Annotated in this window: 18 protein-coding genes; 12 read left to right on the forward strand and 6 right to left on the reverse strand. The window is 63.9% G+C overall.

Annotated features, from left to right (window positions below):
- Positions 1-17: 17 nt before the first annotated feature.
- The 3 genes from OHB26_RS38870 (at position 18) to OHB26_RS38880 (ending at position 2,395) form a co-directional block, all read left to right on the forward strand.
- Complete coding sequence (locus tag OHB26_RS38870; RefSeq protein ID WP_330185961.1) at positions 18-1,130, forward strand: FAD-dependent oxidoreductase; 1,113 nt, start codon at positions 18-20, stop codon at positions 1,128-1,130.
- A 189-nt stretch (positions 1,131-1,319) separates the two neighbouring features.
- A complete protein-coding gene (locus tag OHB26_RS38875; protein ID WP_330185962.1) occupies positions 1,320-1,628 on the forward strand; it encodes a hypothetical protein in 309 nt (102 codons plus the stop codon).
- A gap of 5 nt (positions 1,629-1,633) precedes the next feature.
- Positions 1,634-2,395 carry a hypothetical protein gene (locus OHB26_RS38880; RefSeq protein WP_330185963.1) on the forward strand — a complete coding sequence of 254 codons (762 nt, stop codon included), beginning with the start codon at positions 1,634-1,636 and terminating at the stop codon, positions 2,393-2,395.
- A gap of 332 nt (positions 2,396-2,727) precedes the next feature.
- On the opposite strand, the gene OHB26_RS38885 is transcribed toward OHB26_RS38880, so the two are convergent.
- A complete protein-coding gene (locus OHB26_RS38885) occupies positions 2,728-4,086 on the reverse strand; it encodes an endolytic transglycosylase MltG (RefSeq protein WP_330185964.1) in 1,359 nt (452 codons plus the stop codon).
- Positions 4,083-4,916, reverse strand: a complete 834-nt coding sequence (locus OHB26_RS38890; RefSeq protein ID WP_330185965.1) for a hypothetical protein — start codon at positions 4,914-4,916, stop codon at positions 4,083-4,085. The genes OHB26_RS38885 and OHB26_RS38890 overlap by 4 nt, the downstream gene beginning before the upstream one ends.
- 257 nt (positions 4,917-5,173) lie before the next feature.
- Between OHB26_RS38890 and OHB26_RS38895 the strand changes: the two genes are divergently transcribed.
- Positions 5,174-5,335 carry a hypothetical protein gene (locus OHB26_RS38895; RefSeq protein ID WP_330185966.1) on the forward strand — a complete coding sequence of 54 codons (162 nt, stop codon included), beginning with the start codon at positions 5,174-5,176 and terminating at the stop codon, positions 5,333-5,335.
- Positions 5,336-5,389: 54 nt separating this feature from the next.
- Here the strand turns inward: OHB26_RS38895 and OHB26_RS38900 are convergent, their stop codons facing one another.
- Positions 5,390-5,620, reverse strand: a complete 231-nt coding sequence (locus tag OHB26_RS38900; protein ID WP_330185967.1) for a hypothetical protein — start codon at positions 5,618-5,620, stop codon at positions 5,390-5,392.
- Positions 5,621-6,648: 1,028 nt separating this feature from the next.
- Here OHB26_RS38900 and OHB26_RS38905 point away from each other — a divergent pair.
- The 7 genes from OHB26_RS38905 to OHB26_RS38935 all read left to right on the forward strand — a co-directional run bounded on the left by OHB26_RS38905 (position 6,649) and on the right by OHB26_RS38935 (position 11,219).
- Positions 6,649-7,254, forward strand: coding sequence for a hypothetical protein (locus OHB26_RS38905; RefSeq protein ID WP_330185968.1), 606 nt, complete (start codon positions 6,649-6,651; stop codon positions 7,252-7,254).
- Positions 7,255-7,364: 110 nt separating this feature from the next.
- Complete coding sequence (locus OHB26_RS38910; protein WP_330185969.1) at positions 7,365-7,619, forward strand: hypothetical protein; 255 nt, start codon at positions 7,365-7,367, stop codon at positions 7,617-7,619.
- Between the two features lie 236 nt (positions 7,620-7,855).
- Positions 7,856-8,461: a recombinase family protein gene (locus OHB26_RS38915; protein WP_330185970.1), complete on the forward strand. Its 606-nt coding sequence runs from the start codon at positions 7,856-7,858 to the stop codon at positions 8,459-8,461.
- Between the two features lie 405 nt (positions 8,462-8,866).
- Positions 8,867-9,292: a hypothetical protein gene (locus OHB26_RS38920; protein WP_330185971.1), complete on the forward strand. Its 426-nt coding sequence runs from the start codon at positions 8,867-8,869 to the stop codon at positions 9,290-9,292.
- A gap of 739 nt (positions 9,293-10,031) precedes the next feature.
- Positions 10,032-10,526: a hypothetical protein gene (locus tag OHB26_RS38925; protein ID WP_330185972.1), complete on the forward strand. Its 495-nt coding sequence runs from the start codon at positions 10,032-10,034 to the stop codon at positions 10,524-10,526.
- Between the two features lie 60 nt (positions 10,527-10,586).
- Complete coding sequence (locus OHB26_RS38930) at positions 10,587-10,811, forward strand: hypothetical protein (RefSeq protein WP_330185973.1); 225 nt, start codon at positions 10,587-10,589, stop codon at positions 10,809-10,811.
- 261 nt (positions 10,812-11,072) lie between these two features.
- The gene (locus OHB26_RS38935; RefSeq protein WP_330185974.1) at positions 11,073-11,219 is read left to right on the forward strand and encodes a hypothetical protein; all 147 of its coding nucleotides are present in this window, start codon (positions 11,073-11,075) and stop codon (positions 11,217-11,219) included.
- Positions 11,220-12,725: 1,506 nt separating this feature from the next.
- Here the strand turns inward: OHB26_RS38935 and OHB26_RS38940 are convergent.
- Positions 12,726-13,694, reverse strand: a complete 969-nt coding sequence (locus OHB26_RS38940; RefSeq protein ID WP_330185975.1) for a hypothetical protein — start codon at positions 13,692-13,694, stop codon at positions 12,726-12,728.
- A 228-nt stretch (positions 13,695-13,922) separates the two neighbouring features.
- Positions 13,923-15,014 carry a hypothetical protein gene (locus OHB26_RS38945; protein WP_330185976.1) on the reverse strand — a complete coding sequence of 364 codons (1,092 nt, stop codon included), beginning with the start codon at positions 15,012-15,014 and terminating at the stop codon, positions 13,923-13,925.
- Positions 15,015-15,321: 307 nt separating this feature from the next.
- Here OHB26_RS38945 and OHB26_RS38950 point away from each other — a divergent pair, with 307 nt between their 5' ends.
- Positions 15,322-15,528 carry a hypothetical protein gene (locus OHB26_RS38950; RefSeq protein ID WP_330185977.1) on the forward strand — a complete coding sequence of 69 codons (207 nt, stop codon included), beginning with the start codon at positions 15,322-15,324 and terminating at the stop codon, positions 15,526-15,528.
- 118 nt (positions 15,529-15,646) lie between these two features.
- Here the strand turns inward: OHB26_RS38950 and OHB26_RS38955 are convergent, their stop codons facing one another.
- Complete coding sequence (locus OHB26_RS38955) at positions 15,647-15,790, reverse strand: hypothetical protein (RefSeq protein WP_330185978.1); 144 nt, start codon at positions 15,788-15,790, stop codon at positions 15,647-15,649.
- Positions 15,791-16,016 lie beyond the last annotated feature (226 nt).

Genomic DNA, 16,016 nt, shown 5'->3' on the forward strand with positions numbered 1-16,016 from the left:
CGGAAGGGAAGTTCTTCGTGGTTTCCATCCTCGGCGGCGGTATCGCCGGAACCGTTCTGGGTGGCGCACTCGCGCTGCGCCGATACCCGGTCACCGTCTACGAACGCCAGCCCGCCCCCGGCACCGGTGCCTTCCTTGTCCTGGACGCGCACGCGCACCGCTCGCTCACCGAACTCGGGGTGCCCTTGGCTGCCTTGCACGCCGCGTCACATCCCTTGGCCAGCTTCCGCTTCCACTACCGCCCCGAAGGTTCGGACACCGGACCCGCACGCGGACAGCGCCTGTACGAACGCAGCGCGTTGATGCGGGTGCTCACCGACTTCGCGCACAGCGCGGGCACCGACATCCGGTACGGGGTCGGCGTGAGCGATATCGATCCCGCGACCGGGGCGCTGCGTGCTGCGGACGAGGAGCTCACCGGCCCCGGGGTGGTCATCGCCGCGGACGGTATCGATTCCCTCGCCCGTGCCCGTCTCGAGCCCGACCGCACCGCCCTCTACGCCAGGCAGGTGGTCATCTACGGTCAGACCACCCGCGCGATGGACCTGCCCGTCGACCCTGCGGTGATGCATTTCCACGGCCAACTCGGCGAAGGCCCGCTGCCGGTGAGCACCTTCGGATATCTGTGGACCGAAACCGCGCTGTTCTGGTTCACGCGTCTGACCCGCACGCCGGTTCCCGTGGACGACATCGGATTTCACCCCACCAGCGAATGGGCCAACGCCATCGGTGCTGCCGATCCCACCGCCACCACGCTGATCGAGACCATTCTGGCGGCCACCGACACCATCCATGTCTCCAACACCCGCATCGTGCCCCTGAACAACGCCCGCCCGCCCGCCACCCCGCTCATCCTGTGCGGCGACGCCGACCACGCCATCACCCCCGCCGCGGTGCGGGGTGCCCGCGAGGCCATCGAGGACGCGCTCGCGCTGACCAAGGCCCTGGCCGCAGGCGACTCGCCCGCGCGGGCCATGAGTGAGCGTCGCGCGGTGATCGCCTCCGAGCGCCAGGAGCAGGCCCGCCGCGCCGCCGCTGGTGCCGCGGCCGCCACGGACCCCGAACCCGATTCCGGCACAGACGATTTCCGTGACGGCATGGACCCGATGACCCGCATGTGGTTCGAGTAACCCTGTGTGAGCGACATGCACAGCAAGATCCGGCCGCCACGGAATGAACGACATCACCGATAGCCGCAAGCTTCTCCTCGCATATTCCTTGTCGAGCCTTCAATCTTGAAGACTCGCAACGTATTTCATGGAAGCCCGCGGCGTTCGGTGGTGCGCCAGTGTGTCGGTGCACGGGCGCACCATCGGGTTATGGGTGAGTTCGACGCCATCAATGCCGCCAGCATCCAGCGCGCCCGCGCCGCCGGCTGGCCGGAGCTGACCGGGACCGACGCGCAGCTGGGCTGGGCGCGCACCGTCCGCGACACGAAGATGCGGGAGTTCGAGGCGGCCGACGTGCCCGACCCCGACGCCCGCACCCGATATCGGGAGGTGCCGCTGCGCGAGATCAGCGCGGGCGCATGGCTCGACAACCGCGATAACCCCTGGCAGGTGATGTGGTGGCGCAACCTCACCACCGATGAACGCGCCGTGCTGCTCGACTCCCCGGCGGGCAGGTAACCCGTATGGCGCCGCAACGACCCCGGATCGTGCGCAAGGCCAATCGCACCCGGTTGTGGGCCTACATGCCCTTCGAGAACGGCAAGAACCGCGCGTGGCTCAAGAGCGAACTGGGCCACATCCGGCCGCACTGGAACAAGCCCGAGCAGCGCTGGGAGATCGCGCGCACGCACCTGTGGACTCTGGCCGAGGCGATGGCCGAGAAGTTCGGCGAAGTGGAGCTCACGCTGGAGTTCAACAAGACCGAGCGATGCAACCGCAGCTGCCAGAACGCGGTCAATGACGTCAGCGAGTGCGTGTGCTCGTGCCTGGGCGAATATCACGGCGGCCGCGGTGAGCGACGTGAGTGGGTTCGCTCCGGCGCTCATACCCTGATCTCGAAGGGGCCGACCCACGTGACCTATCTGATCGTGCACCGCCGCGAACCGATTCTCGAAACGGTCGGCCCGGAACCCGAACCCGCTGCCCCACCACCACTTCCAGAACCTGCGCCCAGCAACCCGGTGGCCGACCCGATCCCCGCGGAACCGGTCCCGGCGTATCCGTCCAGCATTACGAACTCACCTCGACATCCCGCTCCAGCACGTCCACGACCAGCACCGGCGCGCGAACAATTCCCGCCCGGTTGCGGGCTGGCTGCGTTCTTGTTGGTCCTGGCGGTCGTGTGCGGTGTGCTCGCCGTGACCGTGACCGTGAACGTGTGGTGGTGGATCGGCGTGGGGGTGTTGCTGTTCGTCATCTTCGTGATCTTCGCCGAAAACGCGTGAAAACCTGCGTGCCAATCGAATTCGGCATCGAGGGAACCACGGCCGCGCCGCCTGCGTCAGAGCAGTTATGGGTGACTCCATTGACCGTCAAGCGTTGATCGATGCCGGTCTCGATCCCGACGACCCCGAAGTGTGGGAGCAGCAACGACGAATCCACGAGCTGTTGACGTGCTTCGGGATATGGCTGAAATCCAGCTGATCGCGTTGGAACGCGGACCCTATTCGGCGGTCGGATCCGCGGTCTGCGGGAGGGGCGGATCTGCGGGGCTTATCGAGAAGAATCCCCGCCGGGTCCGTTCTAGGGGCTTACGGAATTCGCCGGACTTTCCGCATCAGTTACTCGGAAGCATGCCGCTCTGGCGCGCGATGTCCACATCGTGCAGATACTCGGCGTAGGTATCGGTGAACAGCGTGGTGCCCTGCTTGTCGATGGTCACGAAGTACAGCCAGTCGCCAGGGGTGGGATTCTCCATGGCATGCAACGCTTGTGGAGAGAAGGCGGCGATAGGGGTCACCGGCAGTCCGGTCATTGCGTAGGTGTTCCACGGGGTTCGGTGTGTGCGCTCGTCGCCGGTCGTGGCTACCTCGGTTCTGGCAAGGCCGTAGTTGACGGTGGAATCGAAATTCAGCGGCTGATCGACCTTGATCCGGTTCAGGATCACCCGTGCCACCTTGGACATGTCCAGCGGTAGCGACTCGCGCTCAACCAAGGATGCGGCGATCAAGGTCTCGTAGGGCGTCAAACCGTTCGAGGCACCGGCGCGCAGCAACCCGGACGCCTCATAGCTGGCGATGCTCTTGGTGACCAACTCCTTGATGACCTGTTGTGGACTGGCTGTGGGGTCGAAATCCCAACTGCCCGCAGCGATCAGGCCTTCGAGCGCACGGCCGCGATCGGGTGCGGCACGCACTTGCGCGAGAGCCCAGGCCGGTACACCCAGCGCCTCCGGGTCCGTGGCGCCTGCCGCCATGAGTTGTTCGTAGGTAAGGCAACTGGCGCGGGCACCGAGTCTGATGCAACTGGCTTCAGCGATCTTGTGGTAGATGCCTTCCTTGAGGTCATCGGTGTTCTCGTCGATCTCATCCAGTAATGCCCTGCCCTCATCGATCACCACGTTGCCGACACGGGCGTGCCCGCCTACCAGCGTCGCGGCTGCGGCATCGGCCGAACTGTGGCTGGGGACCGCGTAGTAGCCTGCCGGGAGCGGGCCGAAGGCGGGGTCATGTTGCACGGCCAGATCGAAGGCGGCGCTGCTGGCCACGACGCCTTGCTGCCGCAAGATATCGGCGATCGTATGCCGACTGGCGGCGGGTGGGATCCAGACCACGACCGTCGGCCCCTCAGGTCCGGCGAAGTCTGCGGGGTGAGTGGGCTGATGGCCGCCCAACAGCACCACCGCCAGCGTGAGGATCAGCACGACCGCCGCCGCGGCGGACTGAATGAAAACCAGATTCCGCCGGCGCCACTGTGCAGGCCCTCCGCCATCTGCGGGTATCGGGGGTTCGGGAGTGTCGGTGTTGATCGTTTCCTCGGCCCTGGCTGCGAGACGCTGGCCGTCTTCGGCCGAAATGCGCTTGCGCATCGCCTGCGCGAGTTCGCCACCCAGCGAGGACTGTTCGATCAATGCCTTGAACTGTGCGGCGGTTTCCGGGTCGGGTTCACCGGTGTTGCGTCGGTCTTGGTTGTTCATTGCGAGCCCCTGTCCCCCAGGCGTCGGATCCAATTCTCTTGTTTCATCAGCGCTGACCAGCGTTGCTCGACAGCGCGGGTAGAGCGCTCCTGGAATAGGTGCGTGATCTGTTTGTTCGTCAGCCCAGATGCCTTGCCCCACACGATGTTGCGGTCACGCTGGGACAGAGCACCCAAGTAATGACGCAGTACGTCCTGCTCAACGGTGCGCTGGGACGGCTCGTCTGCGGCCCACCAGTCCTGCATGGGCAGGCCGGCCTGGTGCCGAAGTGCTGCTTCCGCCGCTTTGGCGTTGCGAGCCTGCGCTCGACGATGGCGGTTGAGTTCGTTGACGAACGCGATCACGCAGGCGCCGATGAAATACGTTGTCACACTGGCGCCCCCATCTGCCCGCCACCCGGTTCCCAACAGCATCTTTCGCCGAAAGCTCTGCAGGGCCTCCACGATCGCTACATCGGCGATATCAGTGCGGAGGTCGGGGTCGGACATGAACCGCTCGAGCTCACCGGGCGATGGGGTGCACGGAATCCTTTTGCTGCGTGCGATCGCGAAGATGTGTCCTGTACTCATCCAGGCCGAGAGCACTCCGAACGCATACCGAGCGAGCTCACACGCGTATGTGTCCCACAGCGGCCCAGAGAACTCCGCTCTGCGCAATGTCGCGATCAGCGCGAGGTCCGCCGCTAAGCGTTCGGGTGCATCGGGTTCGAGTTCTTGGCCCACTGCGTATTCCAGGTCGGCCGGTTGGCCCTCAACGGCACTGGTGTCGGTGGCGACCCGCAGTATGGGGACGGCGCCCGGCGGCAGTTGCTCACCCCGGGCCGCAGCCATTGCTTCCGCTTCCCTCACTGACCATGATGGCTTCGTCCTCCCCGCTCCCCGGCCCCATCGCGTGTCCGGATACGGCGTTATAGGCGCCCGGGGCACCGATCGCCACACCGTGATCGGGTGTGCGCCAAAACATCTGGCCTCCGCCTGGGCAACTATCGCGCTGATTCGCCTAGAACATGGCGAGATTGAGATCCACACCATCGCGACCACCAGGCTCGTGAGGTATTTGATCTTTCGGCGCACAAGGGAGATAGATCATGAAGCCCACAGTGATCGACTTCGTCGCACTGACGGTGATCCTGTCCGCGGCAGTGACGCTGGTAGTGATAGTCGGTTCCTCCGCAGCGACCGTTCTCACCGCAGCGGGAGGATTCGTCGCAGTGATCCTGAAACTCTGGTTTCACCGCACTTCTCGCTGACAGCAAGCGCCGTCGCCGAACTGCCAGAACAGCTCGACTGCCCGATGATGGAACTTAGAAGTCGGGCAATTCCAGAAGGACCGCATCTGTCTGTGCCGCAGCCGCTTTCGCGACCGTGACGGCACGCTCATCAGCCGTCAGCTGCCGGAAACCCATACCACCCATGGCATTTTCGTCGATCCAATCCCCCGCGTCGGTCTCGCGGAGCATGGCCTCCCGGAACAGCGCCTCGGTCTTCTTGGACATGTCCATTTGCTGCGGTGAGGACGGCTTCGAACTTCCCACATCTTTTCTCCCGCAATGTGTTGGCTCACCGGACCCTGTTTGTCGGTGCCGGTGTGGCCCGGTCAGCTCTCGGCCGAATTGCCGCCGACGCCGCGAAGGAGATCGCTGAGCAAGTGCAGGACTGGTGGGATTCCTTGTAGCACCCACTCGGCTCAGGAGGTCGCCGCCGCACTGATCACGTATCGGCTGTGCGGCGACCTCCACGGTGTTCGGAATACGATGCTCCTGCAGGTGAATTCAGGTCGTACCGCCGGATGTTCTCGCGCAGAATCTGGTCATCTTCAGGCGGTGCGGTTGCGCACGGTCACCATGCCGGGCATCACCACCTCGGCACCATGACCACTTCGGTCACCATGCCGGGCATCACCACCTCGGCGGCGGAGCCGACTTGGTTTCCGGGATGTTGTTGCCGCTTGCCTGGCAGACGCGTGGCTGATCGATCCCAGGATCAGATGCCGGGTGAATCCCGAGTAACTGCAGTTCAAAGGGTGTATTTGAACTACGGTGAGTATTTCTGGTGCACAGATTGAACATCTACAGAATCAGACGCGCACAGTATCGTGTAGGATATGACGTACCGCCAAGAGAAGGGAGGACGAGACCGCCAATGACATCGCACCGGTCCGCATCGTCCACCGTGCGCCCTCCGCTGACTACCAGCGGACGGCGCACACATGGGCAGCTGCTCGACCGGGTGGATCTCCGCGGAGTGCATCCGAACACCCCGCGATCCACGAAAGAGGCCGCCTTGATGGCGGACCTCTCCGTTCTCAATTGGGACCACACCCGCCCGGTGCCGGAATTTCAGCACCTGCCCCATGCGCTTCGGCGCATGTTGTCGGTGCGCACCATGCGCGCGGTGCAGAGTCCCTCGATCGATGGCGGGGCTTCTACCCCCGCCGCCGATCGGACACCGAGTCCGATCCAGTGGACATCGGTGGAGAAACTCCGGGGCCACGTTTCTGAAGCAAGGAGTATCGGACTCCCTGTGACGTGGATCTTCCCCCGGGCGAGGAAGGAAGACAGCAATGTCGACCAACCCGTCATCCTGGGCATCAGAGCCCGATCCGGCCGAGAGTCCGGACTCCGACGAGCAGGCCGCAGCGTCCGGCCACACCCCGGAACCATCGGGGAACTCTTCCGACGAAGCACCGGCCCCGCCGGAGCAGACATCGAGACGCGAACCCGAGCTTCTCAACGACTGGACACATATCCAGATCGAGCAGGTCGAAGGAACCTCTGCACACGAGGAGAATTTGCCGGCCACGGTGCCGGACACCTCGGTGGAGAATTCCACCCCGCCGCCGGTACCGCCGGATCCGATCACGGGCAGCATCGAGGGAATGCACTTCCCCCCGGGGCGCGCCTACATCAGGATCAACGAACTCCTCGGCGGCGGCGGCGCGACCTTCAAGATCTTCAAGGGCACCGAGCTCACCATCGGTGGTCATGGAATTGGATTGGCGCTTCTGCTCATCGCCTTCGGGCCCGTAGCAGTGATTGTCGTCGGCACGTACGCCGGTTTGCCAGTGTTGTTGATCGTGTTGCTGGCAGTCCTGGTCTTGATTGGGGTCGTCGGAGTCACGGTCATGATTGTGAAGTTGCTCGGTAACTCCAGCCGGGATCAACCCTAATCGGGGCGAGTCCGGACGGGAGATAGACAACTCAATGAATAGGCCACCGAGCCGGGGGTTCCTTTACAACCCCCGGCTCGGACCTATTTCCCATAGTAAGGAGGTTCGACATGGGTGTGAAGGGAGCAACAGCGGGCAGGACATCGATCACGACCAAGCCCACGGTCGAGAAGCTGGTCGAAGACATGGCCGAGAAGACGCACATCACCAAGAGCGACTTGTTCAACATCGGCATCGACATCCTGCATTTCGTGTGGACGGTGCTCGCCAAGGGCGGCGTCATCGGAGTGAAACTCCCCGGCGACGACGAGTTCAAGCCGGTCCAGATCTACATCCCCGGCATGACCCAACCGTTCACGACCTGATAGCCCTACGGCATCATCCTCAGCGCTCGCCGACAGAAGTCGGCGGGCGCTGTTGCGCTCGGGGTATGACGCCCATCCGAGATGTTCGGAAAACGATCGGTTCTCAACACTGATGCAGTAGGCACGCCGAAGCCATATGGGCGGCGAGAGCCGTACCGTCTGGCGCGGTCTCGTGACCAGCAAGGATTCCGGTTTCGCGCACGAAAATGAGGCGAATCCGGAAGGTGTCGAAAAACGTGTTGCAAAGTCGGAGTGTCCAACAATTCGCGTCGGCCCTGATTCACGCACTCGAACAGGCGGGCTGCGCGAAGATCTTCACCGACATGAAGTCCGGCAAGGACACCGAACGCGAAGAGCTCTGGAAGTGCCTGGAGTACGTGCGCGCCGGTGACACCTTGGTGGTGCCTTCACTCGATCGACTCGGGCGCTCACTGCAGGACCTGATCTCGATCGTGGCCGGACTCCGCAAGCGCGGCATCGGATTCCGCTCCCTATACGAGGCCATCGATACCACCACCCCCGGCGGACGCCTGGTGTTCCATGTCTTCGCCGCGCTGGCCGAGTTCATCCGCGAATTGATCGTGCAGGGCACCAACGAGGGCCTGGCCGCCGCACGCGCCCGCGGGCAGCGCCTCGGACGCCCGCCCACCATGACCGAGGAGCAGATCCGCCAAGCCCGTGCCATCCTCACCCGCCCCGAGGAGACCGTGTCCTCGGTCGCCCGACTGCTGGGAGTTTCCCGATCCACCATCTACAAATATGTACCCGAACTCAGCGAGAGTCAGAGTCAACTCACTCTCAAGAAACATGCAGGTCAGAGCTATGAAGAGCCCATCTCCTGATTGCGTGACACAAATCACACGTCACGGCGTTTTGCCAGGTCGTCACACTCCTACCCCTCTGAACTGCGGAGACGCCGGATCAAGTAATGCATAACGCCGCTCTTCTATTACGTGCGATTCGATGCCAGGTGCTAGCCTCCAGGAAATTGGGTCCTAGCCCTGGTGCTGCTGCATCAGGGCTTTCTGGTTTTTATGTCTGATTCCAATACCGGGACGCCGTCGCCCCGCAGATGGCGACGTCGTGGACGCCGTGGCCATGGAGCAGTTCCTCCGCCTGCCGCGTCCGGTACACCTCCCACTCGGGAGACACCTCCACCTGCCCGGATCGTCAGGCATGCCATACCGCCGCGAGCAGCGCGCCAGCGCCATGTCGTCCTGCGGAATGCCCCCGAACCGCAGGGTGACATGTCCGCGATAACGCCGCGGATCAGCCAGACGCCGGACAGTGTGATCGATCTGGTCGATCGCCAGCTGACGCGCGCAACCAATCGTGGTACCCACAACTACTACAAGGGACTGCTCGACTACGTCATGAACACGCTCAAGGTCGTGCAGTCGACCTTGATCCTGCTGATCATCGCGGGCGCGGCGGCCTTCGTCATCTTCGCCGCGGGCATCGCCGCCGCCGTCTACCTCGCCGGTATGCCGTTGCATGTAGCGGTGGGCGTGGGGGTTTTGGGTGGCAGCGCAAGCACCGTGTTCGGGTCGATCACGGTCGGCCGTTGGGCACTGAAGGCACTGCGCCACTTCAAATCCGTCACCGATCGCAACGAGAAGAGCTTCCCCGATGATCCGCCGAGTCCGGCACCCGAGGAAACCCCTGCGCCGTAAAGGCATTGCTCTGCCTCATGGCTACACCGGACAGCACGGTCGTAGCCAAAACCGTTGCGACGACGGAGAACTCGGCGCCGACAGTACCGCGCCCGAAGGCGAGTGCCCCGATCACCGCACCCAGCAGCATCCCGATCCCCGCGCTCGCGACACTCGCGACGACGCGCCACGCCATCGGATGAAGCACCAGGTGCGCGTCTGAACTCCGCATCCTCAGCACCATACGCGGTCACACCTTGGTGTTGGGTCCCCAAAATTCCCCAGTCCTGAACAAGGACTGCACGTCGCCCGTGCCGCCCTCGAATGCGCGATTTCGCGTCAGGAAACAGGTGCGCGACCGAGCCCTCATGTCGCCCGTCATCGGTTTCGCCGCGAAGGACACCGCGATGACGACGAAAAGCGCGTCTATCCAGGTAGATCCGCCGTCCGGTCCTCGTTTCCGCTGGACCCCGGCGCGACGCTGCGCCCATGAGCGGCTTTCGATAACCAGGAGCGCATCGGCGGTAAACAAACGAATATCCCCAGTTCAGGGCACACATGTAGAACTACATGCTCTTTACATGTAAGACCGTTCCGGCGCGGAGTGCATGTGCATTTCGGTGATACATCTGCACATTCGCGCGAAAAATACTGTGCTGCAGGGTATTTCGAGTCTCGCGTCGGCAGACGACTGTCGGTCTCCCTCCCTACCCTGGATGCGCAAGTGCGCGAAATGCGCTGATGGAAGGGGATTCCAGGAATGACCACACGCCGTGCAGGTCTCATCCGAACGCTGGCCGCCATTGGCATGGTCGGCGCTTCGATGCTCTCCGTAGCGGGATGCGCGACCGATTCGCCGAAGGAGCAGATCGATCGCGAACACAAGGCGGCCAGCGTGCCGGTGTTCAAGCTACACATGGAGCACGACCTCTGGTCTCGGACGAACAGCGACCACGTTGGTGACTCCGGCAGGAAGGTCGACAAACCGAAGAGCCTGACCGACGATCCGGCGACAGGCATGGCGACCATTGAGCTGACCGGGCCGCAGATGGTGGACTACCTCCAGATCCTGGACTACAACGCGCACGGCGGCATGAGCGCCCACGACCCGTCCCTCGCGGGCAGCGTCTACGACGCGGTCGCTCCCGTCGTGGACAAGCTCCAAACGCCGCCCGCGCCGGATGCCCCCGCGCCCGAGGTCACCGTCAGCGCGGCGGTCAAATCGTCCGCGCCGACGACCGCGGCGGCGAAGTAGCCGAGGGCGGACTTCATGGTCATTCTGTTTTGGGCGAGAGCGGTTCTGTGGTTCCCCAGCGTGATCGCGGTGCTCGTGTCGCGCTGGTTCCGCCGCTCCTCGTCGGTCTTGCGCTTTGCGTTTCCGGTGTGCGCGATCGGCTCGGTACTTCTGGCGGTCGCCTCCCCCGTCATCAGCACCGACTCCATGCCGATGCAGTTCTTCTCCGGCACCGCGCTCATCGGGTTGGCGGTGTTGTGCGCCGCCGCGTCCATCCTGCTGTGGCGGACACAGCGGACCGAGTAATCACTTTGGCCTTCACTGCAGGTCAACACCACATACATGCATACATACATACATGTGAATTGTTGGCGACTTCGGGCCGCGCATGAAGACTGCCGCCCGATCGACAAGGTGAGGTGGACAAACTTTGTCCACCTACTCAGTTCGAGTACTGATCGACCCCCATATGGTGCGTAGCCGCCGCACGCCATAGCCCACCACCGACACCCGAGCACCACGCAGACCAGGATCATTTGGATTTTCGGCGATTACTACCGGGACCCCGTGGTGCACGCCGAAGTGAAGAACGCCGAACTCGCCCTCGTGATGCCGACCGGCGAAGCCGAGCTGGACGAGTCCGCCGCGCCGGGCGCCGACGAAGTCATTGCGCTGCTCACCGGGATCGACCGGAAATACCGTTCCGGCCAGTGATTCGAGCTCATCCGGGTCAAAAACCGGGTGCCAGGATCCACGCTAAAGCTCGAACCGCATCGCCACAACACATATGGCTGGACCAGCAGCGATGGCGTTGTAATCGCTTCGGGCGCCGCGGGGGATGAGCGCCCGGTACCGAAGGTCAGCGTGTAGGAGTCCGGGGTTCCCACTAGGTCCGCAGAGAGACAGGCACGCCGGGCGATCGAGCCACATCTGGGGGCGCAGTTAAGGCCTACGGACTTGCCTTCGGGATCCTTTGCAGCAGTGCGAGGCCCGGGGTTCGGCTGATGCGAGCCCCATCCCGCACCGCCCCCGAGCTGGGGATCTGCCAGCGATGGCATCGGAATGGGATCGCGATGCCAACCAGATCCCATCGGGATGGCATCGCAGATGTCACCAGCTTGTGACCCGTTATCTGTCAACTTAACCCCCATCACGGGGGTATTGTCGCGGGGCGATGCGCACACGATTACACGATTAGTCGTTGTAACCCGGGTCACAACATGGGTGTCCCGCCGGAAGTTGCGCCGAAGTCTCGGCGTTACCGTATGTGCGTCCTACAAAGGAAAAGCGCCCGGATCGTCGGGATTCCCAACGATCCGAGCGCCTGCTGGTCACCCGCGCGAACGGCCTACGAAACCATTGATCGCGCGAAGTGCCACCGCCGACAGCCTGGCCACTTCGGCCAGGCTGTCGCTGTTGGACAGGTAGAGAACCCCTGCCACGAGATCGAATCCCGAAGCGATAACCGGACACCAGTGGTCAACTGCCGCCCTGACTCGTTCCAAACCCGAAGGCCTGTCCCGAGTCTCGGGATCCGACTGCTCAGACGGATCGGAATCCACCTGGGCCCCTTTCCTACGATGGCCACCGCCGGGTGCGGCGGCCAGGCCTGGGGCCCCTCGTGAAAGAGGCTGTGTAGGTCAGGGACTCGGCAAAAAATCGAACGCACGCGCGAGTCGAATCCAAGGCGACAGTCTAGACCCGACTCCCCGACGGATAACTACCGATCCGCCACGAGGGTTCCCATTGCCGCTCCGTCTCCGATTTGCGCGGGCGCGGAACCCTGCCGAATCGAAATCCCTTCTCGGCAGCACCAATACGGGCACCGATAGGGCAGGACTATTGGATCAAAACTTTTCCGGCGTTTCGACCTGACACACCGACGCGCCTACCACCAAACTGCCCGGTCTCGTGTTATCACCCCCAAGCCTGGGAACAGGCAAATCGGTCGAAAAGCCCAGGCGCGGAGGCGGACTGGCAGCTCTATCAGGGCACCGCGAATCGGACCACCGCAGGGTTAGTCCGCCGACATCACCGAGACGGCCCTGCCCCCTTGTGTGACGCAGTCGCGAAACCTCTTGGGAGAAATAGGGCGTGTCGAACATTTCGCGCTTTCGTGTCGCCCCGGCCCCGGCTGGCGAGGCACACCGGGGTCGTGACAGCAGTCCGCCCGGCCGAGGAGTCGACCGGGCGGACACAGCATTTGGTATGTCGGCGGCGCTACACCTCGTCCGGGAGTTTGGGCGGCACATCGCCGGAACCCAGGAGTCTGCGTTGTAGAGATTCTGGCATCCGCGGAATCTCGGTACGGGAGGCGACGACCGGGTCGGGCCGCGGTGGCTCGGGCATCGCCTCGTCCAGATCCACCAACCCCGGCACCTCGACATCACTGTCAGCGTCGGCGAGATCGAGGTCCCTCCTGGGTCGGTCCGCGGCGTGGGTGTGTGAGTCGTCGTCGAGGTCGGTGTCGAAGATGCGTCCGTTCACGCGGCGGGTGATGCGGCTGCCGACCGGCCCCTTCTGGGCTTCACGGGCCTCGACGATGCCGCGGGCGTGCTCGGCGTCGTCGCGATGAGGGTGCAGCGAGGTGTGCACAATGTTCCCGAGTTCGTCCGCGGCGACCAGGATGTACTCGGCGACCGGGGCGTCCACGCGGGCTTTGCGGGCACGTTGGTCGAGCGCGCCGCCTGGGATGCAGCCGAGCCGGTCGGCTATTTCGGCGTAGGAGCGGGACAAGCCGAGCTCGACCAGGCGGTCGCAGATCTCGAACTCCGGCGCGGGCAGCCTGGCCACCAGCTCGGCCATGCCGGTGGGTTCGGTCCGGTTGCGCCGCAACCAGTTCCGGGGCGGCGTGGAGGCTTCCCAGATGGTGCGCAGCAGCTCTTCGGCTTCTTCGTCCCAGTAGGGCAGCTCCGCCGCCGCATGCTTGCCGCGCGCGATGGTGTCCCAGTCGTAGCCCGGATCCGCTTCGATCGCCTCGCGCAGCCGATCACATGCTTTGCCGCGGCCCCCGTTCTCGATCAGCATGCTCGCCCGGTCCCGGGTGGCCTTCTCGGTGCGGCCCAGACTCCGGGCGATGTCCCGCCACGGTCTGCCCTGCACAAGCCCTGTGATCAAGGTCCGGTAGTGGTACGCCGTCCACCGCGCCCCCTGCCGTGACCACGGGTTTCCGTCGTCGATATCCGTCACGATGTTCCTCCCTGCTCGCCAACTTTCCGCGCCCCCTGCGGCGCGCTGTTCCGCCAGCATCGCACCGGCCCCCGACACAATCAGACGATCGCCATGGACTCGAAAACTGTTGTTGCACTTGTAATTCCAAACGCCTCCGACAGTTCCGGCCATCGGATTGGGTGCCGGGGGAATCGACCGATTCCAAGCGGGTGGTTCGACGATTTCGAAACAACGGGTGGGAACGGACTAGGTTCGCTCCGCAGTTTCGGGAAGACCGACCACCAGCGGGCGTCCCTGGTGGTCGTCCTTGTGGACCAGGATCGGATGGAGCCAACGCACCACCGGAGTCTGCGACTGCCGAGGACCGGTCCAATAGGTATGCCAATGCGCGCGGCGCAGGTGTGCGCGCACACCTGCGCCGGTACCCGTGTCGGCGGACTCGGCATCCGAGGTGCGGCCGACGGCGTGTAGCGCAGGACCGACGTCGAAGCCCAGATCGATGATGGTGGGGTCCTCACCGCGGCGGGTCTTCTTGCCGTGCTTGCCCGGCTCGGGCCGGTGGTCGTGGGCGTCACGGTGGTCGCTGCATAGATACAGCAGCAGACTGATGGCCAGATTGCTGGCCCGCTGCATGTTCTCGCGAGGAATCTGCCCGAGCGAGCCGAAACCATGCAATCGGGTGACCAGTTCGTCGATGCTGTAGGTGCCCGATAGCGGCAGAAAGACCACTGTTTCTTCGTGGGTGGGGTGGCGTCCGACGTAGTGCACCCGGCTGGCCAGCGCCACTTGCAGATTCCGGACATCGGGGTCCGCGGTGGAACAGATCTGCTCGTGCTCGGTCATACCGGTGACGAGCATGCCGACGAACACCGGAGGTTCGGCCAGCTGATCCAATTCTGGCTCGACCATCGGCCCTGCGTCGGCCGGGATCGGCTCGGGGAAGACGAGGAACGGATCTGGATGCGGCAGCCGCGCCAGGACCTCGCACGGCACCTTCGCAGTGGTTTCGGTGCTCAGCAGGCTGTCTGCCAATCCAGGATGCACCCGGTAGACCACGCGATGGCGCCGCCACAGCCGCGCAGCCTCGGCGGTCTGCGCGGTCACCCCGAACAGGGTCGCCTGCTGAGCGCCGACCATCGCTTCCAGCTGCGCGATGAAGGTCCTGCTGCGCAGGGAATCCTGCGCACCGCGACCGAGGAACCCCTCACGCAGTCGATCGATGAACAGCGCGACCTCGGGGTTGCTGCGCCCGATGTTCATGGTCTCGATCGTGTCCTTCACGTACTGTTCGGCCACCTGTACCGATTGCTTGGCCGACACCACCTGCTCGCTGCCCATCGATCCAGGATGGCATCCCGCACCGCCACCTGGGCGGGATGTATTCCATTGGGTACCAGAGGATTTCACACGGTTTACGGCAATACCCGGACATGATCTGATGTCGCGGCCGGTCGTCCGTAAGGCACTACCGCGACCGGAACTTCAGGAAGTCGAGGAGAGATACCCCGCGATGAGTAGGAAGAGCGCTACCGAACTCGCTGATGAGCTGTCCGATCTCGCCCATTAGATCCGCCGCCGCGCCGCCGAGGAAGTCCGCACCGAATTCGCCCGCGAGATCGCGGACCGCTTCCTCGGACGCCCAGGCTTGGACCGCTCCGTCTACGGCGGGCGGCTTCCGGAGGACTGCCTATTCGAAGAGCTCACGAACAATCCCGCACTGGCGAAGGTGCCCGAGCTCCAAGCTGCACTCGCACGTTTCGACACCGACGATGGGGACGGGGTCACCCTGGACTTCCGTGCCGGTGTCCTGTTCGCAGTCCGGCTGCTCACCGATCCGGACTTCGACTACTGATCGGCCCAACCTCCCAGCGCACCGCTTGCGCCCAGTATTGCGGGGCAACGGGATTCAGCCGCTTACAGTTCTGGCCTCGGCAGTGCCGTTCACGTACTGCCGAGGGAGTTCGGTGCCGTTAAGGATCGTGCTGGCGCGCCTTGTTCAGCGCGTAGATGGTCACCACGAACGCACCGACGATGAGCGCCAGGATCGGCAGCTGTACCAGCAGCATCACCCACGGCCCGCCCGCCTCGATAGCGTGCGCGATCAGCATTTCCATGCTCGTTGTTCTCCTTCAACGACAAAAACCCCCCGCCAGTGGCGGGAGGCTTACAAACAGGGTGCAGACACAAAAAAACCCCAGCTGAATCAGCTGGGGTAGATCTCGGGATATAGGTGTGCCCGTTGGGGTGAGAGCTTAATCATCCAGGTATCCGCCGTCAATACCCGAAATACGCAGGTAGGGAAAAGATCTCGGCGATGGCGTTCAGCAAGGTGGCTAGGGC

It is taken from the genome of Nocardia sp. NBC_01503 (assembly GCF_036327755.1).
In the GTDB taxonomy this organism is placed as follows: Bacteria; Actinomycetota; Actinomycetes; order Mycobacteriales; family Mycobacteriaceae; genus Nocardia.